Origin of the sequence: Acidovorax sp. CCYZU-2555, assembly GCF_018413525.1 — a bacterium.
In the GTDB taxonomy this organism is placed as follows: Bacteria; Pseudomonadota; Gammaproteobacteria; order Burkholderiales; family Burkholderiaceae_C; genus Comamonas.
This window is the reverse complement of record NZ_JAHCDD010000124.1, coordinates 1-11,177: the sequence shown is the minus strand read 5'-3', so window position 1 is coordinate 11,177 and position 11,177 is coordinate 1. Positions and strand designations below refer to the sequence as shown.

Below are 11,177 nucleotides of genomic sequence, written 5' to 3'. Positions count from 1 at the left end.
AGCACATAGCCCTGGATCGCCGGGTCGTCGAGCGTGGCCGCGCAGATTTCGCCCACGCTCAGATCGACTTCGCTGCCCACCGACACCAGGCCCGCAAAGCCCACGCCGCGCGCCTTGCCGCGCGACACCAGCGCGCCGATCATGCTGCCGCTGTGCGAGGCGACAAACACATTGCCGCGCGGCATGTCGGGCTCGGCGAAGGCCGCATTGGCCGTGAGCATCAGCCCGTTGCCGGGGTTGACCACGCCCAGGCTGCTGGGGCCCAGTATGCGAATGCCGGACTTGCGCGCGATGTCCCGCAGCGCGTCTTCGCGTGCCACGCCTTCGGCGCCCGACTCCGAGAAGCCGCTGGCCAGAATGGTCACCAGCTTCACGCCCAGATCGGCGCATTCCTGCACCGTGGGCACGACCGAGTCGGTGGGCGACAGCACGAACACATGCTCGGGCACTTCGGGCAGCGCGGCGAGACTGGGCCAGGCTTTCTCGCCCTGCACCTGGGCGCGGTTGGGGTTGATCGGATAGATCGTGCCCGCAAAGCCCGAGCGGCGCATGAACTGCAGCGGCCGCCCGCCGGTCTTGTTGACGTCATCGGAAACACCGACCAGCGCAATGCTCTTGGGATACAGCAGCGCCTGGCAGATGGAGGCGGAGGAGGAAAGAGACATGTCGGATTGCTTGTAGGGAAGGTGAACGGCGTGCATGGTCAGGCCTTCGCCGGGCGCTGGGAGAACGTGCGGCCGAACACGCCTTCGGCGATGCGGTTCTTGAGCATCTCTATGGAGCCGCCCGCAATCATCCAGCCGCGCGTGCGGCGCACGCAATACTCGACCAGCGCTTCCTGGCTGAAGCCCATTCCGCCCATGACCTGCATGGCTTCGTTCGAAGCCTCCCAGCCCGCGAGATTGCAGGCCAGCTTGGCCATGGCCGTGCTCTGCGCGCTGGGCAGGCCATGCTCGCCTTCGAGCGCGGCCTTGTAGAGCAGCAGCTGCGCCTGTTCGAGCTTCATCCACATCTCGGCGAACTTCCACTGCAGGCCCTGGAATTCGCACAGCTCGCGGCCGAACTGCTTGCGAATCAGCGCATGCTCGCGCGCCTGGTTGAACGCATAGCGGCCCAGGGCCAGCGCGCGCGCCGAATTGCCCAGGCGCTCGACATTGAAGCCCGAGATCTGCTTCTTGAAGCCGCCCGGGCCCAGCAGCAGATTGGCCTTGGGAATGCGGCAGTTCTCGAAGTACAGCTGCGACCATTGCTCGCCGTTCATGAAGCTCGACGGCGTGCCGACGACAAAACCCGGCGTGCCTTTCTCGACCAGCACCGAACCGATGCCGCCCACGCCAGGGCCAAAGCGCACATAGATCAGAAACAGCTCGGCTTCCGGGCTGTGGGTGGAGAACACCTTGGAGCCGTTGATCACATAGCTGTCGCCGTCTTCGACTGCGCTGGTCTTGAGTTCGGTCGCGGCCGAACCCGCATCGGGCTCGCTCATGCCCAAAGAGATGAGCTTTTTTCCGGCCAGCAGATCAGGCAGAAAGCGCGCCTTCTGCTCGGGCGTGGCGTACTCCACGAAAGTGCGGATCGGGCCGAAATTGCCGGCCTGCACGATGTCGGCGCTCTTGGGGCAGGCCAGCGCGATCTGTTGAATCGCCAGCACCGCATGCATCAAGGTGCCGCCCTGGCCGCCGTCTTCCTCGGGAAACGCAATGCCCAGCAGGCCTTGCTCGGCCAGCAGCTGGGCGGTCTCCCAGGGGTAGCTCTTGGCATGCGCGCGCTCCAGTGCGCCGGGCGCGAGCTTGTCCTGCGCAAAACGGCCGACGCTGTCGGCAAATGCCTGGTGTTCTTCGGAAAGTTCGAAATTCATGGTGTGACTGGCCTTTGGGGAGTTGGGCCAATGATGCGAGGAATTTCGGCGTTCAGTCTTTCCTGTTGTTCGCTCAGAGATGAGAAAAAGTCATTTCACGACGACGCCCAAAAAAGCCGTGTTCAGCCATCTTCCAGCTCGCTCAGGAAGGCATCGTAGAAATCGCGCAGGCGCTGCTGGCGCTGGGCGGCGCGGCGCGTGCCTTCAGCCGTTTGGAAGCCTTCGGCCAGGCGCAAAAGCTTGGTCTGGAAGTGATCGAGGGTATAGCGCGTGTCGTCGAGCGGGCGCTGCGCGGCGCGCGCATCGGCCGGGTCATACAGCGCGCGCCCCAGCCGGCCGCCCACATAGAAGCAGCGCGCGGCGCCGATCAGGCCTATGGCGTCAAGCCGGTCGGCGTCCTGCAGAATGCGCGCCTCGATGCTGCGCGGCGCGATCGCCGCGCTGTGGCTGTGCGCTTCGATCGCATGCGCGGCGACATCGATACGTGCCTGGGGCCAACCCAGGCCGGCAAGTACCTCGCCGGCCTTTTGCGCCGACAGCCGCGAAGCCTGGGCACGCAAGGGAGAGTTTTTCTCTACATTCACGCAGTCGTGCAGCAGCGTGGCGGCCAGCAGCGCTTCGAGATCACCGCCTTCGACGGCCTGCAGCGCCTGCACGCTGCGCCATACGCGCTGCAGATGGGCCGCGTCGTGCGCGCCGTCGCTGGTTCCGGCGTCTATGGCATGGGGCAGCAATTGCGCAGCCAGGGCGGCGTAGGGCGCAAAGGCGTTCAGATCAGTTTCAGGGGAAGCGGCGGGGGCGATCGTCATGGGACTATTCTAAGTTTGCGCATCACGCGTGACGGCGGCACCGGCGCAGCGGCCAAACCGACCGTGCTTCCATTGCAAGGCTGTTGGCTGCAGCACCGGGATTGCCGCTGATACCAGCTTGCGGTAGCCTGGCGATTCCCATAGCGCTCAGGAGTTTTTCCATGCCACGTCGTTTCGTTCTTTCCGGCTGCACCGCCGTCGCCGCTGTTGCCCTGATCGCTGGTTGCAGCGTCACGCAGCCACCGGCCGGCAATCCCATGGGCTTCTTCATCACCAGCGTCAACCCGGGCAAGGGCGGCGACCTGGGCGGCCTGGCCGGTGCCGACCGCTTTTGCCAGTCGCTGGCCACCAGCGTCGGGGCAGGCAATAAGACCTGGCGCGCCTACCTGAGCAATGCCGCCTTGAATGGACAGTCCGCTGTCAATGCGCGCGACCGAATCGGCTCCGGCCCCTGGACCAACGCCAAGGGCGTGGTCGTCGCCACCAGCGTGACCGACCTGCACAGCGCCAACGCCAAGCTCGGCAAGGACACGTCGCTCACGGAGAAGGGGGAAATCGTCTCCGGCTTCGGGGATGCGGTCAACCGCCACGACATCCTGACCGGCTCGCGCCCCGACGGCACCCTGGCGGTGCCCGAACCGGGCAAGGACACCACCTGCGGCAATTGGACCCAAAGCGAGGGCGGCTCCGCCATCGTGGGCCACCACGACCACAAGGGCACCAACCCCGACCCGGTCGCCAACGCTTCGTGGAATTCGTCGCATGGCACGCGCGGCTGCAGCATCGACCAGCTCAAGATGAGCGGCAGCGCCGGGCTTATGTACTGCTTCGCGGCAAACTGACTGCAGGCAATGCCGTGGAGCCGGCTTAGAAGTGCATCCCACACGACAGGCCGGCCTCGCGCATCGCCCATTCGACATGGCTGCGAAACGTGTTCGGTGCGCCCGGCCAGCCCTGCGACAGGTCCAGGGCGAGCGCTATCAGACCGTTCGTGGTGAGCCTGTCGAACCATGAACGGCCCGTCCTCATGGCGTGAGCACAGGCGATTCACCCGTCGACGCGGCCGGCGAGGTGTGGGCCAGGAACGAACGGGTCTTGCGGTCCGCTGGGGCGGCGATGTCTATACTCATGCGCATGACTTTCCATGTCCGTTCTGAAACGCCGTCGGACCATGCCGCCATCGAGGCCGTTACCCAGGCCGCGTTTCTCGCCGCGCCGCATACGGACCATAACGAACAGTACATCGTTGCCGCCTTGCGCGCCGCGGGAGCGCTCACCTTGTCCCTGGTTGCCGAAATGAATGCGGCCGTCATCGCGCATGTCGCGGTTTCTCCGGTCCACATATCCGATGGAACGGAAGGCTGGTTTGGCCTCGGCCCGATTTCGGTCATGCCGGCGCTGCAAGGCCGGGGCATTGGCTCAAGCCTCATGCATGAAGCGCTCCAACGGCTGGCCGCGCAAGGCGCGTCAGGCTGTGTGGTACTGGGTGATCCCGCTTATTACCGCCGGTTTGGCTTCGACAATGATCCCGGCCTGATATTGCCTCAGGTGCCTGCCGAATACTTCATGGCGCTGCCGTTCGAAACGCGGCGACCACGGGGCGTCGTTACCTACCATCCGGCGTTCAGTGCCCGTCACTGAGGATTGCGCGGTACGCATGAGTGCAGCCGCGTATCGCCACGTCACACCCCCACCACCGTCTTCGCAATCAACCCCAGCTGCACTTCGGCCGCACCGCCAAAAATGGTGAACGCCCGGCTATTGCAGTACTCGGGCACCAGCACGCCGGGGCGCAGCGCGCTGTCCGCTGGGTCGCTGCGCCAGCGCAGACCGGCCTGGCCCAGCGCATCGACGCCCAGTTCGGCAATGGTCTGCTTGAGTCGGCTAGCGCGCAGCTTGAGAATCGATGACACCGGGCCGGGGTTGGCGCCGGGCGCCAGTCCGCCCATGGTGCGCAGCTCAAGCCACTCGAAAGTGTCGATGTCGGCAACGACTTCGCCAAAGCGCCGCACCAGTTCGTCGGGCAGATCACGCTGCGCTGCAAACGCGTCGGCCACGCGCTTGAGCTGGGAGCGCAGGCGCGGGCTGAAGATGCCGGCGCCGCGTTCGAATTCGAGCAGGTATTTGGCGCATTCCCAGCCTTCGTTTTCTTCGCCTATGCGGTCGGCCTGGGGCACGCGCACGTTGTCGAAATGCACTTCGTTGACATCGTGGTCGCCGCCTATGGTGATGATGGGGCGCACGGTGATGCCGGGCAGCGCCATGTCGATCAGCACAAAGCTGATGCCTTGCTGGCGCTTGCCTTCATTGCTGGTGCGCACCAGCGCGAACATGCGGTTGGCGTGGTGGGCATGGGTCGTCCAGATCTTGCTGCCGTTGAGCACATAGTCGCTGCCGTCGGCAACGGCGCGCATCTGCAGCGCGGCCAAATCGGAGCCCGCATTGGGCTCGGAAAAGCCCTGGCACCAGTAGTCGGCGCCCGACAGGATGCGCGGCAGATAGAACTGCTTTTGCGCTTCGGTGCCGTAGCGCAATATCACGGGGCCCACCAGCCGCGCGCCCATGGGATGGACCAGCGGCGCGCCCGCGAGCGCGCATTCGGTCTCGAAGATGAAGCGTTGCAGCGCGGTCCAGCCCGTGCCGCCCCACTCGCGCGGCCACAGCGGCACCAGCCAGCCGCGCGCCTGCAGCGCCTGCTGCCAGGGTCCCGAGACTTCGGGCTCGGGGTACATGGCGCTGGTCGCGGCCTGTCCGGCGCGCAGCGCAGCGCTGAGGTGGGTGGCGAGAAAACGGCGCACTTCGGCGCGAAACGCCTGGTCGGCGGGGCTCAGGGCTAGGTTCATGCGACGGTCTCGGGTTCTTGTCTTGTGGGGCCGGCGGGCGCAGCGCCCAGCGTGCGACTGTGCGCAAAGCGGCCATCGGCCAGCAGTGCGCGGCCCGCGTCCAGCGCGTGGCTGGCGCCGTCGCCGCCCCATTGGGCAAAGGCCATCAAGGCGCGAAACGCGCTGGCAATCGGCAGTTCTTCGCACACGCCCATGGCGCCGTGCAGTTGCACGCCTTCCTGGGCGACATAGCGCGCGGCGCGGGCGATCTTGTTTTTCAACAGGCCTGCGAGGCTGCGCCGTTGCGCGGTGTCGGCGTCGGCCAGCGATAGCGAAGCGAGTTCGCACGCGGCCTGGGCTTCGGCGCACAGCACGGCCATTTCGGCGAGGCGGTGCTGCACCACCTGAAAGCGTGCCAGCGGCTGGCCGAACTGCTGGCGTTGCTGCACATAGTCGCGCGTCTGTTCCAACGTGGCCTGCATGCTGCCCGTGGCCGACCAGCAGCGCGCGACCAGGCTTTCGGCCAGCACGCGTTGCAGTGCGGCGTGCGCGTCGCCGGCATCGAGGCGGCTGGCGGCATCGACATGCACCGCGTCGAACTGGATATCGGCGGCGCGCGCGCCGTCGCTGGTGTCATAGGCGTCGATGCGTATGCCGGCGGTCTGCGGGTCGACCAGAAACAGCGCCGTCTCGCCACCGTTCAGCGCCGCCGAGACTATCCAGCGCGCCGCGCCGGGTGCCGCGGCAATGCAGCGCTTGCTGCCGCCGAGTACCCAGTGCGCGCCATCGGCCTGCGCGCGCAGTTGCGGCGCATCCCAGGGCAGGCGGCTGCCTTCGGCATGGGCCAGCGCCAGGCGCTGCGTACCTGCAACCACCCCCGGCAGCCAGTCGGCCTGCTGCGCCGCCGATCCCGTGAGCGCGAGCAGCCGCGCTGCTTCGAGGCAGCAGTCGAGTACCGGCTCGACCACCAGATGGCGGCCCAGTGCCTGGGCCAGCAGGCCGGCTTCAAGCGCGCCCAGCTCCATGCCGCCCGCGTCTTCGGGCAGCACCAGGCCCAGCCAGCCGAGCTCGGCCATGGCCTGCCAGACGGCAGGGTTGCCGCCGTCGCGCTGCAGGCCGGCCGCGCGCTGGCGCAGCTCGTAGTGGTGCGCCAGCCAGTGGTTCGCGCTGTCGGCGATCATCTGCTGGGCTTCGGTCAGTACAAAGTCCATGGGCTTCTCAATCCGCCTTGATGTTGGCGCTCTTGATCACGCGGTCCCACTGGGCGATGTCCTTGCGCAGAAAGGTCGCAAATTCCGCGGGCGTGTTGCCTATGATGTCCAGGCCCCAGTTCTTGAACTTCTCCTGCATCTCGGTTTCCTTGAGGATTTCGGCGACTTCGCGGTGGATGCGGTTGACGACCGGCGCGGGCGTGCCGGCCGGCGCCATCAGGCCCAGCCAGGGCATGGCTTCGTATCCTTTGAGGCCAGACTCGGCGACTGTGGGCAGATCGGGCAGGGCCGCCGAACGCTGGGCCGTGGTCACGGCCAGCGCGCGCAGCTTGCCCGACTTGACGAACGGGCCCGACGAGCCCCAGGCGTCGAACATCACATCGAGCTGGCCCGCGACCATGTCGATCAGCGCCGGTCCGCTGCCTTTGTAGGGGATGTGCACCAGGAAGGCATTGCCCATGTTCTTGAACAATTCCATCTCCAGATGCGTCGACGTGCCCATGCCCGTGGAGCCGTAGTTGAGCTTGCCCGGGTTCTGGCGCGCATAGGCCAGCAGTTCGCCGACGTTCTTCACCGGCAGCTTGGGATTGACCACCAGAACGTGTACCACCGAAGCCACCTGGGTCACGGGCGCGAAGCTCTTGATTGCGTCGTAGTTGACCTTGTCGTAGAGCAGCGGCGCCGTGCCAATCGACGACGCGGCCATCAGCAGCGTATAGCCGTCGGCCGGCGCGCGCGCCACCGTGTCGGAGGCCAGCACCGTGCCCGCGCCGGGCCGGTTGTCGACGATCACCGGCTGGCCCAGGCGGGCGCTCATCTTCTCGGCCAGCGCGCGCGCCAGCAGATCGGTCACGCCGCCCGGCGGGAAAGGCAGCACCATGCGCACCGGCTTGGCCGGAAAGTCCTGGGCCAGCGCCAGGCCCGGCGCGGCGAAAGCGGCCACGGTGGCCGCGGCGAGAACGGCGCCGACGACGCGGCGGCGGATAGAAACGGTGGTTTTCATGCGGTCTCCTCTTGTGGATGGGATTGTCCGGCCGGCGCGCTGGCCGGTTGGGGTCGTGGCTTCACCAGTACCAGCGCATCGAGCGCGTCGGCGCCCTGGCCCCGGGCACGCACCTGCAGCGGGTTGATCTCGGCTTCGAGCACCTGTTCGCCCAGGGCCGTGACGGCCGCGGCGAGTGCTGCGATGGCTGCGCAGGCCGCGTCCACGTCGGCCAGCGGCCGCCCGCGGAAACCGTCGAGCAGCGGCCAGGCCTTGAGCGATTCGAGCATCTCGCGCGCCATGGCCGCGTCCACGGGCAGCAGCCTATGGGCGACATCGCGGTAGATTTCGGTCAGCACGCCGCCCAGGCCCACGGTGAGCGCGGCGCCGAACACCGGGTCGCGCGTGACGCCTGCAATCAGCTCGGCGACGCCGCCCGTCGCCATGGGTTGGACCAGCAGGCCGTCGATGCGCGCGCTGGCGTCATAGGCCTGGGCCGAGGCCAGAATGCCGGCCGCCGCGGCGCGCAGCGCGGCTTCGTCGGCCAGCGCCAGACGCACGCCGCCGGCTTCGGTCTTATGGGCGATGTCGGCGCTGAGGATTTTCAGCACCACGGGATAGCCGATCTGCGCGGCGGCGGCCGCGGCCGCGTCGGCATCGCGCGCCACGATTCCCGTGAGCGCCGGCACGCCATGGCTGGCGAGCAACTGCTTGGTATCGAACTCGTTGAGGCGCGCGGGCAGTGCGTCAGCGGCGGCGTGGTCTTGGGGCCGCTGGCGCATCGCGGCCCAGCGCGCCGTGGCCTGCTGGCGCGACAGCCAGACGCAGAACGGCGCCAGCGCCTGGGTGCAGCGCGCGAGGTCGTCGAACACCGGCACGCCCGCAGCGGCCAGGCGCTGGCGGCATTGGGCTTCGCCGGTATCGAGCGCGACAAACAACCGCGGGTACTGCGCGCAGACCTCGAGCAGCGGCTCGGCCATGCGGTCCAGAAGATAGCCGGGCGCGGCGACGACCACGGTGTCTATGCCGTCGCAGCGCGCCAGCGCTTCGAACACCGTGCGCACGAAGTCGGGCGCGTTGACGATGTTGCCGGTCACATCGACGGGGTTGCTGACCATGCCGTAGTCGGGCACGCCGGCGCGCAGCAATGCCTGCAGATCGGCGGGCAGCGTGGGCACTTCGAGGCCGGTGAGCGTGAACTTGTCGGCCAGGATCGCGCCGACCGCGCCCGACATGGTGACGATGGCCACGCGCTTGCCGCCCTGGCGCTGGCGAAAGCCGCTCAGGTATCCGAGGTCGGCCATGTGGGCGAAGTCCTGGCCGCGAATCACGTTGAGCTGGTCGAAGCCCGCACGGTAGATGGCCAGATCGCCGGCCAGCGCCGACGTGTGCGACTGCACGGCCTCCGAGCCTTTCTCGGTCTCGCCGGCCTTGTAGATGACCAGCGGCTTGCCCTGGGCGGCGAAGGCCAGCGCGGCGTCGATGAAGCGCGCGCCGTCGCGCAACTGCTCCACATAGCCGAGCACGCAGTCGGTCTGCGGGTCCTGGGCCAGGTATTCGAGGTATTGCGCGTATTCCAGCGTCGCCTCGTTGCCGGTGTTGATGAAGTGGCTCACGGGAACGCCGCGCCGGCGCACCAGGCCGAACACCGCCGAGCAGACATTGCCGCTTTGCGTGAGTATGCTCACGCGCCCGGGCACGGTCTGCGGCGGCACGTTGACGAAGATCGACGCAAACGCCGTATAGGCGTGCAAGTTGAGGTTGGCAAAGCCCATGCAGTTGGGCCCGGCCACGGCCATGCCGCTGCGCTGCACAAAGGCTTCGAGCGTGCGCTGCAGCGCAGCGCCGTCTGCGCCGGCCTCGGCAAATCCCGCGGCATAGACGATGGCCGCGCCAATGCCGCGCGCATGGCAGCGCTCCAGCATGGCCACGACGTCGCCGGCGGCGATCGCCAGCACCACCAGGTCCGGCACTTCGGGCAGCGCCTCCACATCGGGATAGCAGCGGTTGCCGAAGATTTCCGTGTATTTCGGGTTGATCGGAAACACCTTGCCCGCGTAACCGAAGCGCTGCAGCAGATCGAGCGGCATGCCGCCTATGCGCCCGGCGTTGCTGCTGGCGCCGATCAGCGCGATCGAACGCGGCGCGAGCAGGGGAGTCAGTGCGTGGCTCATGCCTTGGCTCCCTGGATCGCGCTGGCCAGGCCGGCTTCCTTGGTGCGGCGGTATTCCTCGGTCACATGGCTCAGCTGGTGCACATCGAAATGCGCCGACAGCGCCTGGCGCATGCCTTGCACGTCCATAGAGCGGTTCAGCGATTTCTTCAGCAGCTGCATGGCGAACGGCGGCGCCTTGGCGATGCGCTGGGCCAGTGCCAGCGTGTCGTCGCCCAGCTTGTCGTTGGCCACCACCCGGTTGACCATGCCGAACTCCTTGGCCTGCTGCGCGCCGATGCGCTCGCCCGTGAACAGCATTTCCTTGGCCTGGCGCAGGCCCAGCACCCAGGGGTGAATCAGCACTTCGAGCGAAGCCGCGCCCATGGTGTGGGTCACGGGGTCGGAGAAGAACGCGTCTTCGGCGGCGACGATCAGATCGCACATGTTGGCCAGCATCAGGCCCGCGGCGATGCAGCCGCCCTGCACCTGGGCAATGGTCGGTTTGGGGAAGTCCCAGATGCGCATGCAGTAGCCGAAATAGCGCTGCTCTTCATAGGCCCAGCGCTCCTCGACGGTGAACTCGGCGCGCTCGGCCTGGGCCTGCTTGAGATCATGGCCGGCCGAGAAATGCGGGCCGTTGGCCGCGAGCACCACCACGCGCGTCGCGCTGTCGAGCCGCGCGGCTTCGAAGGCCGCGTCGAGTTCGTCGAGCATCTGCTGGCTCTGGGCGTTGCGCATCTCGGCGCGGTTGAGAGTGATGCGGCGGACCGGGCCAATCTGTTCGGTCAAAAGGGTCGTGGTGCTCATTGCGGATCCTGCTAGTGGAGCCGCGATGATCTCGATAAGATGTCCACTTCGCGAGATTAATCACCAGGAAATCCTACATCGTGAGCAAAACTAGTGAAACTCCGGGGGCGCAGAACATGCGCCGCTCCCTGTTGGTGCTGCGCGTGCTGGGCCGTCACCAGGAAGAGGGCATCAGCGTCACCGATGTCATTGCCGAAACGCAACTCGAGCGCTCGACTGCCCACCGTCTGCTGACCTGCCTGGTCGAGGAGCGCTTCGCCGAGCGCGATCCGCTCACGCGCCGCTACCGGCTGGGCATGGACGCCATGCAGATGGGCCTGGCCTCGCTGCGGCGCGCGCCGCTGGTCGCGTCGTACCAGGCGCTGATGCAGCGCATAGCGCGCACTTCGGGCGACACCGTCTATCTGCTGGTGCGCCAGGGCGACTACACCATCTGCCTGCACCGCGAAGATGGGCCTTTTCCCGTGAAGGTGTTCAGCACGCGCGTGGGCGACGCGCGCGTGCTGGGCATAGGCGTGGGCGGCATGGCGATT

Annotated in this window: 11 protein-coding genes; 3 read left to right on the top strand and 8 right to left on the bottom strand. The window is 67.2% G+C overall.

Annotated features, from left to right (window positions below):
* The 3 genes from KHY18_RS26030 to KHY18_RS26020 form a co-directional block, all read right to left on the bottom strand.
* Positions 1-665, bottom strand: a 665-nt coding sequence (locus KHY18_RS26030) for a CoA-binding protein (protein WP_213307089.1), incomplete at its 3' end; no start/stop codon positions are given.
* Between the two features lie 38 nt (positions 666-703).
* Complete coding sequence (locus tag KHY18_RS26025) at positions 704-1,858, bottom strand: acyl-CoA dehydrogenase family protein (protein WP_213307086.1); 1,155 nt, start codon at positions 1,856-1,858, stop codon at positions 704-706.
* Positions 1,859-1,980: 122 nt separating this feature from the next.
* Positions 1,981-2,667: an HD domain-containing protein gene (locus tag KHY18_RS26020; protein ID WP_213307083.1), complete on the bottom strand. Its 687-nt coding sequence runs from the start codon at positions 2,665-2,667 to the stop codon at positions 1,981-1,983.
* Between the two features lie 161 nt (positions 2,668-2,828).
* On the opposite strand from KHY18_RS26020, the gene KHY18_RS26015 reads away from it, so the two are divergent.
* Both KHY18_RS26015 and KHY18_RS26010 read left to right on the top strand, forming a co-directional pair.
* A complete protein-coding gene (locus KHY18_RS26015) occupies positions 2,829-3,509 on the top strand; it encodes a hypothetical protein (protein ID WP_213307080.1) in 681 nt (226 codons plus the stop codon).
* Between the two features lie 292 nt (positions 3,510-3,801).
* Positions 3,802-4,308, top strand: coding sequence for a GNAT family N-acetyltransferase (locus KHY18_RS26010; protein WP_213307077.1), 507 nt, complete (start codon positions 3,802-3,804; stop codon positions 4,306-4,308).
* A gap of 41 nt (positions 4,309-4,349) precedes the next feature.
* Here the strand turns inward: KHY18_RS26010 and KHY18_RS26005 are convergent, their stop codons facing one another.
* From KHY18_RS26005 to KHY18_RS25985, 5 genes are read right to left on the bottom strand one after another with little or no spacing between them, the layout of a single operon-like run.
* Positions 4,350-5,510, bottom strand: a complete 1,161-nt coding sequence (locus KHY18_RS26005; RefSeq protein WP_213307074.1) for an acyl-CoA dehydrogenase family protein — start codon at positions 5,508-5,510, stop codon at positions 4,350-4,352.
* Positions 5,507-6,700 carry an acyl-CoA dehydrogenase family protein gene (locus tag KHY18_RS26000; protein WP_213307071.1) on the bottom strand — a complete coding sequence of 398 codons (1,194 nt, stop codon included), beginning with the start codon at positions 6,698-6,700 and terminating at the stop codon, positions 5,507-5,509. The genes KHY18_RS26005 and KHY18_RS26000 overlap by 4 nt, the downstream gene beginning before the upstream one ends.
* 7 nt (positions 6,701-6,707) lie before the next feature.
* On the bottom strand, positions 6,708-7,703 hold the full coding sequence (locus KHY18_RS25995; RefSeq protein WP_213307068.1) for a tripartite tricarboxylate transporter substrate binding protein: 996 nt from the start codon (positions 7,701-7,703) through the stop codon (positions 6,708-6,710).
* The gene (locus tag KHY18_RS25990) at positions 7,700-9,856 is read right to left on the bottom strand and encodes an acetate--CoA ligase family protein (protein ID WP_213307065.1); all 2,157 of its coding nucleotides are present in this window, start codon (positions 9,854-9,856) and stop codon (positions 7,700-7,702) included. The genes KHY18_RS25995 and KHY18_RS25990 overlap by 4 nt, the downstream gene beginning before the upstream one ends.
* Positions 9,853-10,644, bottom strand: a complete 792-nt coding sequence (locus KHY18_RS25985) for an enoyl-CoA hydratase (RefSeq protein WP_213307062.1) — start codon at positions 10,642-10,644, stop codon at positions 9,853-9,855. The genes KHY18_RS25990 and KHY18_RS25985 overlap by 4 nt, the downstream gene beginning before the upstream one ends.
* Positions 10,645-10,760: 116 nt before the next feature.
* Between KHY18_RS25985 and KHY18_RS25980 the strand changes: the two genes are divergently transcribed.
* Positions 10,761-11,177 (top strand): IclR family transcriptional regulator (locus KHY18_RS25980; RefSeq protein ID WP_213307059.1); only part of this gene is annotated, 417 nt, incomplete at its 3' end.

Coding starts and splice junctions, on each gene's coding strand:
- KHY18_RS26025 (WP_213307086.1), bottom strand. CDS start 1,858: ATGAATTTCGAACTTTCCGAAGAACACCAGGCATTTGCCGACAGCGTC.
- KHY18_RS26020 (WP_213307083.1), bottom strand. CDS start 2,667: ATGACGATCGCCCCCGCCGCTTCCCCTGAAACTGATCTGAACGCCTTT.
- KHY18_RS26015 (WP_213307080.1), top strand. CDS start 2,829: ATGCCACGTCGTTTCGTTCTTTCCGGCTGCACCGCCGTCGCCGCTGTT.
- KHY18_RS26010 (WP_213307077.1), top strand. CDS start 3,802: ATGACTTTCCATGTCCGTTCTGAAACGCCGTCGGACCATGCCGCCATC.
- KHY18_RS26005 (WP_213307074.1), bottom strand. CDS start 5,510: ATGAACCTAGCCCTGAGCCCCGCCGACCAGGCGTTTCGCGCCGAAGTG.
- KHY18_RS26000 (WP_213307071.1), bottom strand. CDS start 6,700: ATGGACTTTGTACTGACCGAAGCCCAGCAGATGATCGCCGACAGCGCG.
- KHY18_RS25995 (WP_213307068.1), bottom strand. CDS start 7,703: ATGAAAACCACCGTTTCTATCCGCCGCCGCGTCGTCGGCGCCGTTCTC.
- KHY18_RS25990 (WP_213307065.1), bottom strand. CDS start 9,856: ATGAGCCACGCACTGACTCCCCTGCTCGCGCCGCGTTCGATCGCGCTG.
- KHY18_RS25985 (WP_213307062.1), bottom strand. CDS start 10,644: ATGAGCACCACGACCCTTTTGACCGAACAGATTGGCCCGGTCCGCCGC.